This is a genomic window from Candidatus Sulfotelmatobacter sp., assembly GCA_036500765.1.
Lineage (GTDB): Bacteria > Acidobacteriota > Terriglobia > Terriglobales > Acidobacteriaceae > Sulfotelmatobacter.
Genome location: DASYBM010000004.1, coordinates 218,572 through 237,438, shown reverse-complemented (window position 1 = coordinate 237,438; position 18,867 = coordinate 218,572). Strand labels below are relative to the sequence as shown.

At 57.2% G+C, this 18,867-nt stretch carries 16 protein-coding genes; 10 read left to right on the top strand and 6 right to left on the bottom strand.

Translation table 11 applies throughout. The annotated features are described in order from the left end of the window. The 5 genes from VGM18_03770 (at position 1) to VGM18_03750 (ending at position 6,168) form a co-directional block, all read left to right on the top strand. Complete coding sequence (locus tag VGM18_03770; protein HEY3972095.1) at positions 1-2,175, top strand: chemotaxis protein CheA; 2,175 nt, start codon at positions 1-3, stop codon at positions 2,173-2,175. Beyond that, positions 2,172-3,275, top strand: a complete 1,104-nt coding sequence (locus VGM18_03765; GenBank protein HEY3972094.1) for a chemotaxis response regulator protein-glutamate methylesterase — start codon at positions 2,172-2,174, stop codon at positions 3,273-3,275. Before VGM18_03770 ends, VGM18_03765 begins: the two co-directional genes overlap by 4 nt. A gap of 119 nt (positions 3,276-3,394) precedes the next feature. Beyond that, positions 3,395-3,817 carry a response regulator gene (locus VGM18_03760; GenBank protein ID HEY3972093.1) on the top strand — a complete coding sequence of 141 codons (423 nt, stop codon included), beginning with the start codon at positions 3,395-3,397 and terminating at the stop codon, positions 3,815-3,817. Continuing rightward, positions 3,750-4,319 (top strand): chemotaxis protein CheX, encoded by a 570-nt coding sequence (locus VGM18_03755; protein ID HEY3972092.1) that lies wholly within the window; start codon positions 3,750-3,752, stop codon positions 4,317-4,319. The genes VGM18_03760 and VGM18_03755 overlap by 68 nt, the downstream gene beginning before the upstream one ends. 643 nt (positions 4,320-4,962) lie before the next feature. Next, positions 4,963-6,168, top strand: coding sequence for a hypothetical protein (locus tag VGM18_03750; GenBank protein ID HEY3972091.1), 1,206 nt, complete (start codon positions 4,963-4,965; stop codon positions 6,166-6,168). 117 nt (positions 6,169-6,285) lie between these two features. Here VGM18_03750 and VGM18_03745 read toward each other — a convergent pair whose 3' ends face one another. After that, entirely contained in the window at positions 6,286-7,191 is a 906-nt protein-coding gene (locus tag VGM18_03745) for a hypothetical protein (protein HEY3972090.1), read from the bottom strand. 287 nt (positions 7,192-7,478) lie between these two features. Here VGM18_03745 and VGM18_03740 point away from each other — a divergent pair, with 287 nt between their 5' ends. After that, positions 7,479-8,351: a hypothetical protein gene (locus VGM18_03740; GenBank protein ID HEY3972089.1), complete on the top strand. Its 873-nt coding sequence runs from the start codon at positions 7,479-7,481 to the stop codon at positions 8,349-8,351. Positions 8,352-8,879: 528 nt separating this feature from the next. Here VGM18_03740 and VGM18_03735 read toward each other — a convergent pair. Then, complete coding sequence (locus VGM18_03735) at positions 8,880-10,169, bottom strand: hypothetical protein (GenBank protein ID HEY3972088.1); 1,290 nt, start codon at positions 10,167-10,169, stop codon at positions 8,880-8,882. A 414-nt stretch (positions 10,170-10,583) separates the two neighbouring features. Between VGM18_03735 and VGM18_03730 the strand changes: the two genes are divergently transcribed. The 3 genes from VGM18_03730 to VGM18_03720 all read left to right on the top strand — a co-directional run bounded on the left by VGM18_03730 (position 10,584) and on the right by VGM18_03720 (position 12,480). Then, positions 10,584-11,162: a TetR family transcriptional regulator C-terminal domain-containing protein gene (locus VGM18_03730; GenBank protein ID HEY3972087.1), complete on the top strand. Its 579-nt coding sequence runs from the start codon at positions 10,584-10,586 to the stop codon at positions 11,160-11,162. Between the two features lie 108 nt (positions 11,163-11,270). Beyond that, positions 11,271-11,750, top strand: coding sequence for a nuclear transport factor 2 family protein (locus VGM18_03725; GenBank protein ID HEY3972086.1), 480 nt, complete (start codon positions 11,271-11,273; stop codon positions 11,748-11,750). A 106-nt stretch (positions 11,751-11,856) separates the two neighbouring features. Then, a complete protein-coding gene (locus VGM18_03720) occupies positions 11,857-12,480 on the top strand; it encodes a LytTR family DNA-binding domain-containing protein (GenBank protein HEY3972085.1) in 624 nt (207 codons plus the stop codon). Positions 12,481-12,609: 129 nt separating this feature from the next. Here the strand turns inward: VGM18_03720 and VGM18_03715 are convergent, their stop codons facing one another. The 4 genes from VGM18_03715 to VGM18_03700 form a co-directional block, all read right to left on the bottom strand. Further along, a complete protein-coding gene (locus tag VGM18_03715) occupies positions 12,610-13,353 on the bottom strand; it encodes a 2OG-Fe dioxygenase family protein (GenBank protein ID HEY3972084.1) in 744 nt (247 codons plus the stop codon). A 75-nt stretch (positions 13,354-13,428) separates the two neighbouring features. After that, positions 13,429-14,415, bottom strand: a complete 987-nt coding sequence (locus VGM18_03710) for a DUF72 domain-containing protein (protein HEY3972083.1) — start codon at positions 14,413-14,415, stop codon at positions 13,429-13,431. A gap of 163 nt (positions 14,416-14,578) precedes the next feature. Next, complete coding sequence (locus VGM18_03705; GenBank protein HEY3972082.1) at positions 14,579-15,985, bottom strand: hypothetical protein; 1,407 nt, start codon at positions 15,983-15,985, stop codon at positions 14,579-14,581. A gap of 291 nt (positions 15,986-16,276) precedes the next feature. After that, positions 16,277-17,200 carry a CAP domain-containing protein gene (locus VGM18_03700; protein HEY3972081.1) on the bottom strand — a complete coding sequence of 308 codons (924 nt, stop codon included), beginning with the start codon at positions 17,198-17,200 and terminating at the stop codon, positions 16,277-16,279. A gap of 151 nt (positions 17,201-17,351) precedes the next feature. On the opposite strand from VGM18_03700, the gene VGM18_03695 reads away from it, so the two are divergent. Further along, entirely contained in the window at positions 17,352-18,746 is a 1,395-nt protein-coding gene (locus VGM18_03695; protein HEY3972080.1) for a DNA recombination protein RmuC, read from the top strand. Positions 18,747-18,867: the final 121 nt, after the last annotated feature.

The window sequence follows — 18,867 nt, the reverse complement described above, 5'->3', positions numbered from 1 at the left end:
ATGACCAATCCCCCCCATGACGAGCGCGGCGCAGAACTCTGGGAGCTCTTCTTTGAGACTTCGCAGGAGTTGCTGCAAGCGCTCAACGACGAAGCGCTGAAGCTTGAGAAAAAGCCCGGCGACGAGGAGATCGTGCGCGTGATCCGCCGCACGGTCCACACCTTGAAAGGCGACTCGGCAGCCTGCGGGCTCCGCGAGTTGAGCGAACTGGCTCACCAATTCGAAGACGCTCTCTCGCTGGAGGGTACGGCCGCTCAAACGGCAGTAGCGGAAATCGCCTTCGCCGCCGCCGACGTGTTTGCTGAAATGATCGCAGCCTATCGCACCAACGCCAAGCTGCCCTCTACGCGCAGCATCAGCAAAAGGATTGAAGACCTGACTGCCGCGCCCGCACCTGGAAAAGCGAAACGGACAAGAAAGTCCGCAGGCAGGGCCTCCAAGAAAACATCGGCATCCGTTGAGCTCTGGACCGAGTCCGAAGAGCTGGCCATGAAACAGGCCCAGGCCAATGGCCAGGACGTATATCACGTCGTGGTGAAGATCGACCCCCACTGCGCCATGCCAATTGCAGGACGCCAATTGGTGCACAATGCCGTCGGCGTCATGGGCCCGGTGCTCGCGATACGGCCCGGCATCAAATCTCCGGCCGCTTCCAAGCAAGTCGAGTTTGTGGTCGCCAGCGTACAAACCGCCGAGCAGATTGCCGCCAAATGCAGGATTCCGACTATCGCGTGCGAAGTCACGATTGAGGTGCTCTTAAGCGCGGCGGAGAAGAGTTCCACGCTAAACTCGCCCACGCTCTCGACCGAAAACTCAGCCGAAGAGATTCCCGCAGCGGTGGTGGCCGTTCCGGTCGTCCTTCCGCCAGCGCCTTCCCCATCGGCCGAGCCGAGCGCAACGCCGCAAGAGCATATCCTGCGCGTGGACGCCGGACGCATCGATAACGTGCTCAACCTGGTCGGCGAGCTGATTATCGGCAAATCGATGTTGCAGCAGGCTCTGAACGAATTTTCCAAACGTTACCCGAAAGAGTTGCTGCGCGGAAAGTTCGCCGACGCGATGGCGTTTCAGGCCCGCGTGCTCAACGATCTCCAGCGCTCTGTGATGAAAATCCGCATGGTGCCCGTCGAGCAGTTGTTCCGCCGCTTTCCTCGCATGGTGCGCGACGTTTCGCGGCAATGCAGTCGCGAAGTGGAACTCGACATCAGCGGGCAGGACACCGATCTCGATAAAGGAATCCTCGACGCCATCGCCGAGCCCCTCACTCATCTGGTTCGCAACGCAATCAGCCACGGCATTGAAGCTCCCGAAGAGCGCCGCCAATTGGGCAAGAAGCCGGAAGGCACCATCCGGCTAAATGCCTATCATCACGGCAACCAAGTGGTGGTCGAGGTCACCGATGACGGCCGCGGCATCGACGCCCAGAAAATTCGCGCTAAAGCTATCGAACTAGGAATGACCACGCCCGAGGAGGCCGCACGGTTGACCGAGGCCGAAATCCTGGACTTCATTTTCCGGCCCGGCTTCAGCACCGCCGAGCAAGTCACCGAAGTCTCCGGCCGGGGCGTGGGCATGGACGTGGTGCAGAGCGTACTGCATCGCCTGAAAGCTTCCATCAGCGTGGAAACCCATCTCGGCCAGGGCACAACCTTTCGGCTGAAGCTGCCCCTGACTCTTGCCATCATCAAGGCCCTGCTGTTCTGGGTAGAGCGGCGCCTCTATGCCATTCCGCTGAACGCGGTGCTGGAAATCGCGCGAACTTTCGAAACCGAAGTACATCAGGTCGATAACTACGAGGTGCTTCAGCTCCGCAACCAGGTCCTGCCCTTGCTGCGGCTGGGCCGCCCTGTTTCAGAGGATCGCAAGGCCAAGCTTTTTGTGCTGGTAATTACTGTGGGAGAGAGGAAGTACGGATTGATTGTCGATTTGCTGGAAGGCGAGGAAGAGTTAGTAATCAAAGCTCTGGACGACCATACATTCCAGACCGACTTGGTTTCCGGTGCATCCATCCTGGGTGACGGACGCGTCGTCCTCATTCTGAACTTGCCCGCCGTCGTGGAGCATGTAGCCCGCTCCCGGCCTACGGAAACGGGGCAATCGAATTCGGGATTGTTGTTGAACCACACCGACCGCATGCGGCTGGCGCTGACTCCGACTGTCGGAGGTCAGGCATGAAGAAAAATCTGGTGCGCGTGCTGGTGGTCGACGATTCGGCGCTCATGCGCAAGCTGATCCCGCAGATGCTGGCGGCGGATGAATTCATCGAAGTAGTCGGTACGGCTATGGATGGCAGCTTCTGCCTGAAAAAAATCGAAGAATTGAAGCCTAACGTCATCACGCTGGATCTTGACATGCCCGGCATGAACGGCATCGATACTCTGAAAGAAATCATGCGGCGCCAGCCGACGCCGGTGATCGTGGTCAGCGCGCACAGCACGGAAGGCGCGACGGTCACCATGAAAGCGCTGGGCCTCGGAGCGTTCGACTTCGTGACCAAGCCGAAAGACGCCCAGGCTCACATGGCGGAGACGGCGCGGGAGTTAATTGCCAAGGTGAAGGCGGCGGCGGAGTGCAAGATCAAGCCTCGTATGCTCTCCGGCAGTGCACCCAAGGTGCAGAAACTTCCGGCTTCGGCCGCGGCTCCGACTAAGGTCGTTGCGATCGGCGTCTCCACCGGAGGGCCGCAGGCATTGGAGTACGTGTTATCGCAATTGCCGGGAGATTTTCCCGGAGTCATCACGGTGGTGCAGCACATGCCGGAGGGATTTACCGACATGTTCGCCCGCCGTCTCGACGAAGTTTGCCCATTGCGGGTGAAAGAAGCCCAATCCGGTGATGTTCTGCTGCCGGGGCGTGTGCTGATCTGTCCCGGAAGCCGCCACATGAAGGTGAAACGGCTGCCGATGGGAGACATCGTGGTGCTCACCGACGAGGCCAGGGTAAACGGGCATCGTCCCAGCGCGGATGTGCTGTTGCGAAGCGTTGCCGAAGAATTCAAAACCCTGGCGGTCGGCGTACTCATGACCGGCATGGGCGACGACGGCGCCGAGGGGCTGGGCGTGGTCAAGAAAGAAGGCGGGATGACCTTGGCCCAGAGCGAAGAATCGTGCGTGGTCTACGGCATGCCCAAAGCGGCAATCGAGCGCGGCTATGCTATCCGCGTCGTCGGTTTGGAGATCATGGGTTCGACGCTGCAATCGATTTGTGGACGAGGCGCCGGACATGTTGGGTCCGACGCGGGGTCCGCCGGCCGGGCCGTGAGGGCCGGAAACTGAGGTTTGTCATAGCAAGATCAGTCTCGGCGAGTACCCGTGACCACGGTTATCTGGTGCGGGACGAACTGGGCATGATATGCACTATGTAAGGGGAGGTCCGTATGGAGCAGTTTGCACCTGTGAAACGAAGCAAAGACGGGCAGTCGGTCCGCTACTTGATCGTGGACGACTCCGTGTTTGCCCGCAAGAACCTGGCCCGCATGATCGAAACGTTCGGCGGGCAGGTGGCGGCTGAAGCCGGGGACGGCTTGACTGCCATCAGCGAGTTCGACCGCACCCATCCTGACATCGTGCTCATGGATATCACCATGCCGCAGATGGAAGGGATCGAGGCGGCCGAACGAATTGTTCAACAGCATCCGGAAGCTCGGATCGTCATGGTGTCGTCGGTCGGCTACCAGGAGAACATCGTCGCCGCGCTGCAACGGGGCGCACGCCACTTCGTGCAGAAGCCGGTAAAGCCGGAAGTGCTGTATGAAGTCATCAAGTATGTTCTGGGCGAAGACGGCGCGGTCGCCAACGCTGCGGGAGCGGGAGCCTAACTCCATGAAGATGGAACTGATCCAGCCTTTCATCAACGCGGCGGATGCCGTGTTGTCGCAAGGTTTGCAGGGCTCGACCAAGGTGGGCAACCTCACCATGGAAGAGGACGCCTATCGCCGCAAAGGGGTGGCGGGCATGATTGCGCTGACGGGCGACATCGAGGGCAGGATCATCCTCGACCTCGAGCCCCAGACCGCCGTCAAAGTGGCCAGCCATTATGCCGGCGCCGATTTGCCCGAGTCCGACGGACTGATCAAAGAAACCATCTTCGAACTCGCGAATCAGGTCGTGGGCAATGCCATCTCCGCACTCAACGACCAGGGCTTCCATTTCCGCGTGCATCCCCCGCTCCTTCTCACTGCCCAGGAGGGCGACAAGACCAGCGAAGATACCGAAGCTCTGATGATCTCCTTCGAAACTTCCCTCGGTATCGTCTTCATGAACGTCGCACTGCGCTACAATCGGCGGCGGCTGGCTGACCATGCGGCTGTGGGAGCTTAATTGTCGTCGGTCATCGGTCGTCGGTCATCGGTCGTCAGTGGCCAGTTCCCTACTACAGCCTGGTTGTGCTTGATGCCGGCTTTTCTGTTCGCGGGGCGGGGTGGCCCATTCAAGCCCGGTTTTGGCTTGAGTGGGGCTGAGAATGATCGAGTCGATCCAAGAAAAAAGTGAGAAAGCCTTTCCCACCGCAACGAAAACTACGTTGTGTGGGGCAGCCACTTCGTGATGGCTCCCCGCAATTCTCAAAGGCTGCGCCCCCGCCCACCTCCCCCACTCAAGCCAAAAGACGGCTTGAACGGGCCCACCCACCCCACCGGCCCCGCTTCCCTGTCCTCGGCTTCCCCCAGGGTTACTTAAGGCGGTCTCTGTAGCTATCTACCGAGTAATGCCTATTGTCTCCGTAACTTCTTCGGGATAGGTTGTGACACGCCCTCTCGTCCGCATAGTAGAAACATGGGCAGTCACTGTAACTCGCTGCTTGGTGACACTAAGTACGTCAGCCTCTTGTTGAGTCTGCCTCTTGATTACCCTCGCAGTCACTGCAGAACACGCATGTAAGTCCGTCTCATGTACTGTCCTCAACGCTTCATAGCGATGTTCAACGAACGGAGCCTATTCAGGCCTATCCGAACGAGGAGAATTCATGCTTTCAGTACGGCCTCTAGTTTTGCGCCAAGCTCAACGAGTTAACTTTACTTACCTGCTTTCACTGTTGTTGTTCGGGCTGCCGGTCGCGGCCCAAACTGGCAGCGTCACCATTACGAGTCCGGCGAATAATTCAACCAGCCCCAGCGCGGTTCTAATCACTGCTTATGCTTCGAACGAACCCTCCTCTTTCGATCATTACGAGATTTGGGATACCAACAGCGGCGAATCGGCTTACAAACTTGGCACTGTACCGAAAACTTCGAACCCGAATGCGGTTTTTGTTTTGCCGAACGGGGCGCACAGCTTGACTGTGGAGGCGGTGACTGCGGCGGGCGGATCAGGCGGAATTCTAAATTCTGCCACTGTAACTTTTAATGTGGCCGAGAGTTGCAGTGACTCCAGCACGGTTCAATGCGACATGGATCAACTTGGCATCCAGAACCCCGAGAGCAATTGCAATCCCTCGGACACGCTCGATGAATGGGTGGGAAACCCTTGTGGGGCGGGTGGTAACACGGGTATCGGCGTTAGCATTACGCATCCCAGCGTAAGTACTCCGATTCCCGATGCCGGCAACCTTACATTGAACGGCCACTCCCCGCTTCAGCTATCGATAACTCCCGATCAATCATATTCGAATGTTATCTTCGGTGCGTACAGTCCAACTACAACGGGTTCGACAACAGATTCGCACTGGACCTTGGACGAATATGTGTATCTTCCAAATCCTTCTTACAATCAAGCTTTGGAACTGGACATTTACTACGTTTCCCCTGACGGGGTGTGGACCACATTCACCACGGAATGCGCTTTCATCTACAACAACGGACCTGGATATTGGGCGGTTTACGACGGCGGCAGTAACTGGGCGTTCTTGGACGGTTCTCCGGGGGTACCGAAAGTACCTTGCCTGACGAGCCAGTTTGCCACGCCATGGGCAAATTCGGGCGATCCGTCGTTTACAGGATGGCACCATGTTGTTTGGAAGTTCGTGCGAAATACCAACGGTTCGGTGACCTATACTTCATTGCAATTCGACGGCACACTTTACAACTTGAATTACACTCCCACGCAGGAAACTGCCGGAAACGGGGGCAACTTGGGTTACTTTGCTTCTATGGTGCAACTAGACAGCACCGCGAACATGAGCGAGGATCCGCAAGTGTATGTGAGCGAGTTAAACATCACGCATACTCCGTAGCGGTTGAGTCAACGAAACACCTCGGGCCGGCGGCAGGCGATTACGCTTGCCGCCGCCCCACTCAAGCCAAAAGACGGCTTGAATGGGCCACCTGCCCGTGGTGAATGCGCATCTCCGCTACAGGCTGGGGCAATAAGCTCGATTGGATTTTATGGAGCCGTCGGGGGCGATATCCAGGCCGACAATTTCGTTCTTGTTGTTCACGCCGTAGATCTGAACCGTGTCAGTCGGAGGGACCGATATCGGGAAAAATCGGTCGGCTTTGAACACAAAGGGATGATTCTTGCCGGTCGCGTCCGCGTAGATGCCGGTTGCGGTTCCGGAATCGTTAATGCCATTCAAGCCCGTACTGCTCGCTCCGGGGTAGTCCACGGTGGTGAAGCGACCTTCTCTCCAGTAAAAACCGTGAAAGACGGGACTGTTGTCGGAATTCAAGGTGGCGTAGGCGCCGACAATTTCTCCCTCGTTGTTGATACCTGCGGCGTCGGTGATCACTGCGTTCGGGAAAGCGATTTCGGTAAACATCCCTGCTTGCAACAGGTATGAGTTTTGAGTAGAACCGGGTCCGTAATAGATACCGAACGTGCCCACAATCGTGCCTTGATCGTTGATGCCAGAAGCTGAGGTGGATGGATTCTGCGTCTGCCCTGGATAATCGATGGTATGAAAACCTGTGGCATCATGCAGGAAACCGTGATTTACGCTTTCCGCATCGGTATAAGAGCCAACGATTTCTCCCACATTGTTGATGTCGGCGGGAATGGTTTGGGTCGCACCGCTGATGCTGAAGAAATTCGCCCCGGTGGCTGACAACAGAAATCCCTGGGCAGGACTGTTACCGATAAGAATGTCGCCCACAATGAAGCCGGCATCGTTGACCCCAGAGGCGGTGTTGAAATTTCCGGGCAGTGGAAGTGGACTGAACTTGCAGGTTAGGGCGGTCTTGGCAAACGCATTAGGGCACAAATTGACGAACAAACTTGCGCACATCAGCAGGAAAAGTGGCACATATCGGGAACGCACAGAGTTATCTCCTGATTCAAATACCCTGATTCAAACATCCTGATTTCAAACGCCCGAATTCAAATATCTGAAGCCGTGCGCATGGTAGATGTTTTCGGGTTCGAGAGAGTTGCCCTCGTTGAGGGGACCGCTCCGATGGTGGGTGTTCTATCAGGTTTCAGTGGAGCTACAGCCGACAGCGCTCGCAGCATCGCTTTTCTCTTTTTCCGACGACCATCCGGCACCGAAGTAATCCTCTACTCGCGAATTCGCTAGGTACGCGCACTGACTCAGCCAATACTTCTAGTATGAGAAAGCTTTTAATTCTAGGCGCGCTGCTCGTCTACGCGTTCGGTGCGAACGCGTATGCACAAAATCCGACTGTCTGGATTGCCACCACCAGCGAGACGATTCCTTTGGAGCCCGCCAGCATCCACGCCAGTCACATCTACTATCCCGGTGTCGGAGGTGGCGACATGCATGTGCAAATCGACTCCAGATACCCGGTCACGGTGGCGATGGCTCCGGCCGACGAATGGAACGCCGCCATGCAGCACCCGGCAGCGCCTGCGCATTTCAGCTTCCTTTGCGTGAAGCAGCATGTCACCAGCGCGATTTATGAGTGCCATCTTCCCTCCGAACGCCCGATGATTATCACCTTCGGCGATGAGCGCAGGCCCGAGAAGCCCGTCGTCTCCACCATCGGCGCCATCCTCGGACCTGGAGTGCGGCAATTCATTTCTCCCAACAATCTCCACATCCAGTACTTCAATTGCCTTCAGCCTGAGTTCTGCTGGCGGCGGATCCTCAACGAAAAATACCAGATCACCTCCGTACCCAAGGTCTACAGTCTGATGACTCCCGACCACGACGGCCAGGAACTCAGCCTCAAGATTAAGTCGCCGATCCCGCTGACCGTCGCTATGCTGCCATCGCATCTAGCCGATCAGGTCTACGACAAGACCATATCCCTCGCCGACGCCCTCGACCAAACCGGTTGCAAGGAACGTGGCGTCCAATCGATGAACTTCAACTGCACTTTCAACGTCGCCAACGGCACGCAAACCCTGCTGATTCTTCCCGACATCGATTTTTCCGGCCACAAGAAAGCCACTGTCGAAGCCAACACGGTAAAGTGCGTCGAGCATTGTGAGTTGTTGAGCCCGCCCGCAAATCCGTAGATTCATTGGCTATTTGCAGAGGAAGCGCAACAACGCGAGGATTCGGGACCCACCTCTGTTGCTGCGGCGGGTGCCCACCCTTTCGCAGCGAACCCGAAAGAGTGGGGCAGCCATTGTCGGGATGAAATATCCTCGTTCTCAAAGGCTGGGCCAGTTGCCCCACACATTCCGAGGCCGAGCATTGATCGAGAAAACTTCGTCGCTTGTGCCGTAGCCACGATCATAAGCTGCTTTCGATATCTCGCAGGCCTTCACCTCGCTCCATCTCCACACCCTGGCCGCGCTTCCTCTTCTGCAAGAGCAATACAACGCATACTCGCGCGAACAACCACGCATGGTTGGTATGAGGTAAGACCCGTTGCGATACGGGCTAAGCGACACGACATACAGAACGTGGCAATTCGGGCATTCCACGCAATGGCGAATACGCGGCACAAGAGATTCCTCAATGGCAATCGTCGGCGTGACGTTGTACCCCACATTCCGGCCTTGCGCTTCGCGCATGGCCGGAATGCAAGGTGCGAAAGCTCAGAAAGCGCCGTTATCGTGGATTGAGCAGTGTGCGGACCTCGGCGAAAGCAGCTTGCCAACATTCGCCGCGGGCAAGGTGATTTTCGGATGCGTAGGTACGACCTCTGCCATCGACCTGCCCAGGTCCTCGTCTACCGGGGTTGCCAGAAAGGCGTGGACGATAGGTCTCCCCTGCCGGTCGGCCATATCCACCGCCATACCCGCGATTTGTCCGCTCTCATTGATGTTGCTAGCCGAGATTACGAAGAGGTTGGAACTTGCGGGAAATAGTTTGTTAAGGTCGGTCATCACGCCGTTCTGCCAGATGAAGCCGTGGGACCAGTTGGCACTGGAGTCAAAGGTGCTTCCCACCACCTGGCCCCGGCTGTTGATGCTGGTGGCAAAGGAGCTAGCATCCCCCGGCAGAACGCCGAGACCTGTGACTGTATTGTTCTGCCAAAGAGCGGCCATAGCGGTGCCGTCAGAGTTAATGGCTTGCCCAACAATTTGGCTGTGGCCGTTAATGGCGAACGCTATGGCGCCCGGAGTTCCGAGGTCCTGAAGCGCGGTGGCAGTGCCGTTTTCCCACACTACGGCGTAATTCGCTGCGGTGCAGGTTCCTGAGTAGCCTACGGCCTGGCCTTTATTGCTGATGCCGTATGCGACCCCGTCTGGTTCGCCATCGATCGTAGGCAGAGCCATGGCTATGCCTTTGTCCCACATCACCGGCAGGTCAACCATAAAATTCACCGTGCCCTGCGGGCAGGTGGAGTCCGCGATACCATTTTCCGCATATCCTGCGACTTGTCCGCTGTTATTGATGGCGCTGGCCTGCCCGTTATTCCCGCCCACCGTTGGGAGAGCGCTCATGGTGCCGTTTTGCCAAAGAAACGGAAGACAGGTAAGGTGCGTGCCCATACCGCAAAGATCTTCGCCATTCGGATCCGGAACAGATGTTTCGGACATACCGACGGCTTGCCCGGGGTCGTTGATTCCGTTCCAATTGATCGAACTGTTCTTTCCTCCAAGCGTGCCGAGTTCAGTATTGACGCCGTCTTTGTTGATCCGATCGGTGCCTGACACGGGCGGGTAGAGGGTGGAAAGGGTGAAATGATCCAGAAGTTGATCCATGTTCAACGTCGCGCCGGAATTATTGAGGCCCATGGCCATGCCCAGGTTGTCAGGGTGTTGAGCGCCCAAATCCTGAACTTTGTAGCGCGCTTGCGCGGACGCATTGCTCAAGCAAGCCAGAACTATCATCGTGACCCACGGTATCGAGAAATTCTGCAAACGTCTTAACGTGTTCATGTCCCCTCTTTTCCTTTGGTGAAAGTTGCCATGCCGAGATGGCCTGCTGACTAGCAACTGAGGGAGCATGTGGTGGTCCATGTTTGCAACGATTACGTGATCCAACGGGCCAGACATGTCGACCGGCGCAGCAGAGTGGCGGCCTAACAATCTCTGGGGACGACCTCGAAATGACTGAGCGGGCTTGTTCTCCACTTTTCCATAAAAACAGGGATGATGTTACGAAATTCGAGAACGGGAGCGGCAGCTGGGACAATTCGATTGACTCGCGGTTCGTTAGCATCCATACTGGTTGGTATGTTAGCGCCACGCAAGAAGTCGAAACCTAGAGCTATGAAACACAGAGCGACGAAACATAGATTGACGAAACATAGACCGACCAGGTTGCGCGATCCTGAGCGCACGCGGGAGCGCTTGCTGCAAGCGGCATCCCGCGAAATCTACATATCCGGTTTCCAAAGCGCCAGCCTGGACACAATTCTGGCCTCAACCGGCGTCACTAAAGGAGCGCTGTACTACCACTTCAAAAGCAAGGAAGCCTTAGGCTACGCCATCGTCGAAGAATTCGTCGCCACCCTCACCCGCGACAAGTGGTTAGGTCCTCTGAAGCACTGTAAGGATCCCGTCGATACGTTGATCGACATTGTTCAAGCTACCTCAGTTCGGCCCAATGACGTACGGGGCGGTTGTCCCCTGGTCAATTTGGCGCAGGAGATGTCTCCCCTGGATGAACGATTCCGCAAGCGATTGGAGAGGATCTTCAACGGCTGGCAAGAAGGCATTGCCACCGCTTTGCGCAGGGGACAGTCGGAAAGGACGGTCCGCCGCGACTTGGTCCCAGAGGAAACTGCCGGCTTTCTGATCGCAACCTACGAGGGCTACACCTTATTAGCCAAGAACGCCCAGAATGCGAAGGTGTGGGAAGTGGGAATCAGAAACATCGTGGGCTGGCTGAATTCTCTTCGCGTTCCGGGCAACCGCAGGAAAGGCTGATCGCATCTGCTGCGGTAGGCGAGGTTTACATACCAACCGGTTTGTATGCTAGGAATGTCGATATCGGCAGGAGCGCTTCACACTACCTCACCAAAAGGAGAATGAACAATGACAACAGCCGCAGTGTCGCGCAGGAATCTGCTCGCGACCGGAGCCTGCGCTCTCGCTGGCGCCGTAAGCCTGCCGCGCCCGGCAAGTGCCAGCGCGGGAGCGCAGAACTCAACGAATGAGGAAATCGTCCGGAGGTGGTACAAAGCCTGGGAGAAGAAAGACTGGAGTCCCGTGGATAGCCTGCTCGCCGATGATTTCACCTTTTCGAGCGCGGCCGGCGACGACCACATCAGTAAGAGCACTTTCAAAACACGATGCTGGGAAACACAGATCGATTTCATTGGACACTTTGACCTGGAGCGAATCACCACTGGCGCGGACGATGCTTTTGTGAAGTATCTTTGCCACACCAAAGACGGTAAATCGTTCCGGAACGTGGAGTATCTCCGAATCAAGAATGGAAAGTTGCAATCCATTGAGTGTTATTTCGGCGAGCAATCCAGTTTTCCGTCAGCAGTGAGCACTGGGCAGAAGTAACTTTCATCTGGAAGGTAAGGCCTGGGGCCATTCCATCGAGACGCCGCCCACTCGTCAATCTCACTTCGCGTACCAGGAAGTCCAAACGAGAGAGCAACGGTTCTATATGAGCGCAAGCGAAATTCGGGATCAGACGGCTATTGCACGTGAGATGTTTCTTCAACAAGCCGCTAGCGCCAATGCGGAACTCTCGGCTGGCCCACTGCGGCGAGATACGATTCGCTCCACTAAGAGTAGACGGGATTACACTCTTGAATCGACAGCGGACGACAAGCTCTGCGAACTCGCAGATCCATCGTTGCTTCCACTAACCCGACTTGATGCCGCAAACCTCCTCCGAGTCTTGCGGCAGTTGGAGGTGATCGCAAAACGACACGCGCCACGAATCGCGTTCAAGGCCAAGGGCAGGATCATATTCTTGAATTTAGCCGAGATTGTGGCAGTGCAAGCCGAAGGTAATTACATTTCATTACGACACCGACCCAATCCCTATTTGCTGCACGAGTCCCTCTCGTCCATGGCGGAGAAGCTCAAGCCCTACGGTTTTATTCGCATCCACCGCTCCGTCGTCGTGAATATTTCGGCCGTCGAGGAGATCCAACCTTTATCGACGGGAGAGTACAGGCTGCGGGTAAAAGGTGGGAAAGAATACCTGGTAACGCGAACATACAAACACAATCTCAAAGACCTGGCTCAACTGTGGGTAGGCTCAGAGCGCTTTTGCGGCTAACGGGCAAGCTGGTGGCACACCGATCCATTTCGGTCCTGCCTTCCCGTTCCGAAACGTTGGGGGCGCATCCTTGCGCTTTTTCCACGGCGCTCATCACCTGCACTTTTTCGCCTCTCGTGCTATCACCGATCAGTTGGTGGCCTCCCAGCCTTCGGGCAGCATGTCGAAGGCCAGCGTGTCACGGTAGGCGTATTGATTGCCCTCCCGCGCTACAACTGGCGTCAACATATGCCAAATGCGTTCGTCGTCGAAGATGTAACACTCCCCGTGTTCGCGCAGCGTGAAGCGATCTGTTTCGCGTTTGTCATTGTCGGTAATGACGACTTCTCCGCCTTGAACGCCGCAGCAAGCCAGCAGGTGCGTGGCAATATATTTTTCTCCGTCTTTATGTAATCCCGGCGGACTGGTATCACACGGGCGTCCCGGCGTAGCCGTGAATCGGATGACATGCAGGTTGACGAGATATCGCGTACCGACCGCGGAGAGCGGCAGGTAACGAAGGTGATAAGCGATCAGCTTGCAAACTCCCAGGGTGCCGGCGATCTCCTGGGACAGGGCGGCGTACTCACGCGGCTGACCACCTAGGGTCGTGTTGTATTTTTCCAGTTGTACGTAGGGCGTGCTCTCCTCAGTCGGCCACACGTTTACTCCGCCCTCGACAATCTCCGCTCGCAGGCGATTCAAGGAACGGTACCGGTCGCCGCCTTCGTAATACTTGTCTCTCGGAACGGACCACGCAGCATGGGCTAAGGCTTCCAGGGTGCGAGCGACGTCCAAATCAATTCTGAGCGGCCGACGACTGAACCCGCGCTCGGCGAGGTCGCGTCGAGAGCTGGCATTAATTTCAACTGGAATAAAGTTGCCTTGACTCATGATTCTCCTGACGAACTTTAAAAAGACTGTAGGACGACGGCGGCACTATGATGGCATGACCAAATGCCCGTGGAACTACGCCTGGAGTGGCAGCCGCGCATCTCCATCTTGATCTTCCTCCTCATCCTGCTTCGCATCGGCGAATCTTCGCAGCTCAGGATATTTCTGGAGCAGCGTCGGCGGGGCTGCGACGCGTTTGCCCGTCACCATCGCTTTCAACTCGAGGGCGTTCACGCCGGCTTTGCTTTCAAAATGATTATTGGTGATGACGTAGGTTGCCTGGGCTTTTTCGGCGACATTTTCAATGCGTTCCTTCCAACCTGCCAATTCCCTCTCGCTGTACAGATAGTTGTAGCGATCGTTGCGGTTGTCGGAATCAAACCACTGGTCATAATTGCGGCCATGCAACCGCACATACGCGATCGGCGCAGTGACATGATCGGTGGGCGCGAGCGAGCGGCCGAGAACGGGTTGATCGATATTGCAAAAGGCGACGTTTTTCTGGGCGAAGGCCGCCAAGGTTTCGGGGCTGTTCCAACTGGAATCGCGCACCTCGACAACGCGTGGATATTCAATAAACTGCCGCAGGAGCCGGTCGAGGTACTCGCGGTTCAGCGAAGTGTTTTTGAACGAGACGGGAAACTGGATGAGCAGCGCGCCGAGGCGGCCCTCGTTGGCGAGGGCGTCGAGGCCCTCGCGAGTGCGGGCTTCGTCATCGTCGGTAGGGCGAATCGTGGCTGCGGAAGTTGGCTCCATGACTGCGATCGGCGAGTGGGTGAAGGCGCGATATAGCTTGGCGGTAAACAGAAAGCGTGGACTGACCTCCGCGACCCTCCGGCACCACAATTTCGCCAGTTGCGCTTTGATGGGGCCGTAGAACGAAGTATTGATCTCGGTGGTATCGAAGAAACGCGCCAGGTAATCCAGCGGATGCGTCTTGCGGTGCCGCATTCCCGGCGGATAGAAGATTCCATCCCAGTCCTTGTAGGACCAGCCAGCCGTACCGAAGCGGATGTCGTACGGACGAGTCCGGGGCGAACGAACTTGTGCGGAGGATCCCATGGACGGAATCACAGACGGAGGGCTGGGCCAAGAGTAGCACATGAATCGCTTGCGCAGACGGAGATCAAGAGGGTTAAGCGGGAGATCCCTTCTACTCCGCTCGGGCCGGGTTCTCGCTGCTCCTGAAGCACACTACGTCAGGGATGGCACCGCAGCCCGAGGGCTATTGTGAAGGAGTAGTTTTCAGTGTGGTTTCTTTCGCGGGCATGGCTTGCGCTGGCGTTCCTTGCGCCGATAAGGTTTGATTCAGCCGATTGGCCAGCTGGTCGGCTTGCTCGTTGGAGATTTCAATCTGTCCTTCAAGCACGACGCTCAAGCCTCCGACGCCAGTGTTCTCGAATTTCGCCTTCTGAATGGCGGCCGAGTTCTGGAGCGCAGGCGGAAGCGCGGTTTGGGAATCGACTCCCGCCAAGATTGCGGATCGAACCGACTGAACTACTGCATCGCGTAAATCCTCGCCGAGCGAGCCGGAGCGCAATGAGTCATCGAGCATGCCGGTGGCATCGATGCGGCCGAAAGTGGCGACCAGCTTCAACGCGTCGGGCTTGAGCGTGTCCGGCTTCGATGCGTCTGGCGAGTGATTTTCTATGACCGCGGCGAGTTTGATCTCAACCGTTCCGTCGGATTCTGCCAATTCGTTCGCGCTTACCTGGCCCAGGTAGCGAGTGCACATCCATCGCTCAAAATGCAAACGGACGACAATCAGACTCGCCGGAGCCGCGGGCATGAGCGACGCCTGGCGGATGGCGATCCGTTGGCCGCAGGTTTCGTTGGTTTCGAGTTGGGCGCGCAAGAGGTCGAGAAACTTTTCTTGCAGATCGGACAACTCGACCGTCATCCCGAGGTTGAAGGTGCGCCTGCCGTTGAGCGCCGCAGTCTGCATGAGCGCTCCCGCAACCGGAACAGCAATCGTGCGGCCTTGAATCGTCACGTGATTTGTTAGCTGTGGAAGAGTGAAGGCGACGTCCTGGCCGCTAGCCAGCACGATACTCATGGCTCTTCCCAGGGCAAGTTGTTCGTCGTGGTAATCGGCGAGTGCTTTGTCGAAAGTCTCCACCCGCGTTGCAAGCTCGGTGCCGGTGAGTTTGAGAGTTAGACTCTGACCGAATACCTTCTGTTCCTGTTCCAGATTGGCGTCCGCTTTATTCAATCGCTTGACGATTTCTTTCAGGCCGCTTTTTTGGGCGGGAGAAAACCCCTCCTGGAACTTTCCGTTCTCATTCCTGGCCTTGTCGATCGCCGGATTCAGGGCTGCGGGCTCGGCTGCGGCGTTTTGATTGCGCAAAGTTTCCTGGAACACTTCCAGTGTGGTTCGCGCGGCCTCTGTGCTCTTGATCCAAGACTGGAATTCGGTGATCTGTTCGGCGGTCGCCTGTAACGCTAAGATTTGGTGGAAGTCCTTCAGGCTGTCCTTCACTTCGACGCCGTCCGGACGGCTGCCAGCCAGTCCACTTCCGGGCATGCCATTTCCGCCGTGACGCTGCGCAGTCGCCGTCGGCGGAAACGCGAGACCGGAGGCCGCCAGAAGCAGAGCGTTGATCGCAAGGAAGGAAATCCCTCGTCGAAACATGACCCAATCTCCAAAGCAAACTAATGCGGGAAGAGCAGCGACATCCCAGTATGGAGGAGCAACAGGATAGGCGCGTCAATCGGGCCGAACCAGCGTCCTGACCAAACCGGCGTCGCGCCTTTAGCTTGGCTGATGCCGCGAAAAAAATCCAGAGGCTTTACAGTTCTTTGCAAAGGGGCGCATCGCGTTACTGGCGGAAGATGATTGGGAAATCGCTCAATTCCCGTTCTGGTGGACGGAGACTTTGAAGACTCTGCCTTTGGATCGGCAGGCCAATAAACAAGGCACAGGTCACTCCAGCGACAGCACCACCCAATACGCTCCCGTAGGATAGGTATCGGTGCGACCGTAGCAGGCGCCGGTGGTGACGCTGTGCAAGTTGCGGCTCGCGATGGCGCGTTCGGTTTCGGCGGGCAGCTGTTCCGGATGCAAGGTGGTGAAAGTAAAGACGGTCGAGTTTGGCGCAAAATTCTGCGCCGCGGGAGTCGCCAGCGTGTCGGCTTGTGCCATGGAGCAAGCCACATCGTCCGCTGCAGGCAGTTCGCGCCTCTGAAGGCCCGGCTGGCGAGCCTGACGGCGCATCTGATTCACTGCTTTCACGATGCGGTCCTTCAATTCATCCGGGGAATAGTTGGGGAGGGCATGGCCGAAGTCTTGCACAATGTACAGGCGATCTCCGCTGCGCACCACGCCCAATCCGACCACGTTGTAGACCGGGTTGAGCAGGTTGGCGCGATGCGGGGCGGAGAGCATGAGATGCTCGTGGCCTTGCCGGGCGTCATAATCGAGCGCAACATTCTCCGCTTCGCGATCCAGTTGCAGGATAGTTCGATCTGCCAAGCGTTGGGGTAGGGAGGGCTCGCCGTCAAATTGATGGGAAAGCTGCTGCGCTGTCAGCATAGCCTGGGCGTGAGTCCGGGCCGCACTTGTGAGTCCGGGATCCAACGTAAGGGAGGGCTCGCCCGCTTGCCGGCGTGCCTGGTTCGCCAGAACCAGCAATTGCTGCTCGCTTTGAATTTCGAAGTCATTCGAGGGACTGTCGGAGGGAATGTCCGGCGCCTTTGCGGCGACGGGCTTCAGAGCGGCTCTCGGATCCACCTGGCCTTTGGCTGTCGGCTGTTCCGCCGGGATAGCCATCAAACGCGCCCCGGACGGCAAGGTCGCCGGGCCGGTTGCCAGCAGGAACGCGAATAATAGTCTGGGGGCTCTATTCATTCAATTCTTGCCCATCCAAAAGGACCCTGGGAGCGATCGTCCCCCAGCAGCCAATTCCAAGCCAGTTCCAAGCTGACCGAGTTCCGGCGCAAACTTTGTTGCTGGTGCTACGCTAGGGGTTGGAGTTGCGGTCTGGAAGTTACCTCCGTCTATGGAACTAGGGATCAGTGGGGTCATTGGCCTGTTGTTTGGCAGCCTGCTTGCTTGGCTCGTGCTGCGTTCGCGTACGGCCTCTCTGCAAACTCGCTTGTCATTGATCGAAAAGGAATTAACGGCTGAAAAGGCCGATCTGGCGCGGCTTTTAGTGGATCAGCGGGCGCTGATTGAGGGCCGGGCGCGGCTCGAATCCGCTCTGGAATCCGAACGAAAGACCAGCAACGAAAAGATCGAATTATTAACGAAAGCGGGGGAGCGCGCTGCTGCGGACCTGCAAAATGCCTTCAAGGCGCTCGCGGCCGACGCGCTGCGCAGCAACAGTTCTTCTTTCCTGCAAATCGCCCAGGAAACCTTGAAGCGGTTTCAGAGCGAGGCCAAGGGCGATCTCGATGCCCGACAGAAAGCCGTCGCCGACCTGGTGATGCCCGTGCGCGAGTCTCTCAGCAAAGTCGACGCGCAGATTCAGCAGATGGAAATCGCGCGCGGCGAGGCATACGGCGATCTCAAGGCTCAGGTGCAATCCTTGATCGTGACGCAAAAAGAATTGCAATCGGAGACGGGAAACCTGGTGCGCGCTTTGCGCACGCCGAACGTTCGCGGACGGTGGGGAGAAATTCAGCTTCGTCGCGTCGTCGAGATGGCCGGCATGCTTTCGTACTGCGATTTCGCCGAGCAGGAAACTATTTCGAGCGATGCCGGACGGTTTCGCCCCGATCTCGTCGTGAAATTGCCCGGCGGGAAAAATGTTGTCGTCGACGCGAAAACTCCGCTACAAGCCTTTCTGGAGGCCTTCGAAACCAGCGATGAGGAGGCGCGTAAAAAGTGCCTGCTCAATCACGCCCGGCAAGTGCGCGATCATATGGAGACTTTGAGCAGCAAGAAATATTGGGAGCAATTCGAGGCTACCCCCGAGTTCGTCGTGATGTTCCTACCTGGCGAGACTTTTTTCAGCGCCGCTCTCGAACAGGATCCTACGCTGATCGAACAAGGCGTGATGCAGCGTGTAATTCCGGCGTCGCCGACCACGCTGATCGCGTTGCTCAAAGCCGTGGCCTACGGATGGAACCAGGAAAAGCTGGCGCGCAACGCGCAACAGATCAGCGCGCTGGGGAAAGAATTACATGACCGACTGCGCAAACTCGCGAGCCACATCACGGGCGTCGGCACCAATCTCGATCGGGCCGTGGAAGCCTATAACCAGGCAGTGGGGTCGCTGGAGAATCGCGTGCTCGTTTCGGCCCGCAAGTTCTCGGAGCTCGGCGCTGCTGTTGCTGAGGATATTCCGCAACTGGAACCGATTGAGACTACGGCACGGGCGTTGTCGTTCGAATGGGACGACGAGGATCTCATGGCTGAGCCTGCGGAAAAAAGTGACCGTAAGGCCGGGTAGCTTTAAGCTTGCCAAGCCGCGACGACTCGCCCGCTCCAGGGTGCGCGGTCCAGACTATACGTTCCCAGGAGGGCTTCCCCTTCCCACGGCGCTTCGACCGGTGCGGAAGAGGGCATCCGCC

Excerpts from the sequence above, each read along its gene's own strand:
- VGM18_03705 (HEY3972082.1), bottom strand. The coding sequence starts at position 15,985 with ATGTTTCGACGAGGGATTTCCTTCCTTGCGATCAACGCTCTGCTTCTG.
- VGM18_03700 (HEY3972081.1), bottom strand. The coding sequence starts at position 17,200 with ATGAATAGAGCCCCCAGACTATTATTCGCGTTCCTGCTGGCAACCGGC.
- VGM18_03720 (HEY3972085.1), top strand. The coding sequence starts at position 11,857 with ATGAGCGCAAGCGAAATTCGGGATCAGACGGCTATTGCACGTGAGATG.
- VGM18_03725 (HEY3972086.1), top strand. The coding sequence starts at position 11,271 with ATGACAACAGCCGCAGTGTCGCGCAGGAATCTGCTCGCGACCGGAGCC.
- VGM18_03695 (HEY3972080.1), top strand. The coding sequence starts at position 17,352 with ATGGAACTAGGGATCAGTGGGGTCATTGGCCTGTTGTTTGGCAGCCTG.
- VGM18_03765 (HEY3972094.1), top strand. The coding sequence starts at position 2,172 with ATGAAGAAAAATCTGGTGCGCGTGCTGGTGGTCGACGATTCGGCGCTC.
- VGM18_03710 (HEY3972083.1), bottom strand. The coding sequence starts at position 14,415 with ATGGGATCCTCCGCACAAGTTCGTTCGCCCCGGACTCGTCCGTACGAC.
- VGM18_03755 (HEY3972092.1), top strand. The coding sequence starts at position 3,750 with ATGAAGTCATCAAGTATGTTCTGGGCGAAGACGGCGCGGTCGCCAACG.
- VGM18_03735 (HEY3972088.1), bottom strand. The coding sequence starts at position 10,169 with ATGAACACGTTAAGACGTTTGCAGAATTTCTCGATACCGTGGGTCACG.
- VGM18_03715 (HEY3972084.1), bottom strand. The coding sequence starts at position 13,353 with ATGAGTCAAGGCAACTTTATTCCAGTTGAAATTAATGCCAGCTCTCGA.
- VGM18_03750 (HEY3972091.1), top strand. The coding sequence starts at position 4,963 with ATGCTTTCAGTACGGCCTCTAGTTTTGCGCCAAGCTCAACGAGTTAAC.
- VGM18_03770 (HEY3972095.1), top strand. The coding sequence starts at position 1 with ATGACCAATCCCCCCCATGACGAGCGCGGCGCAGAACTCTGGGAGCTC.
- VGM18_03740 (HEY3972089.1), top strand. The coding sequence starts at position 7,479 with ATGAGAAAGCTTTTAATTCTAGGCGCGCTGCTCGTCTACGCGTTCGGT.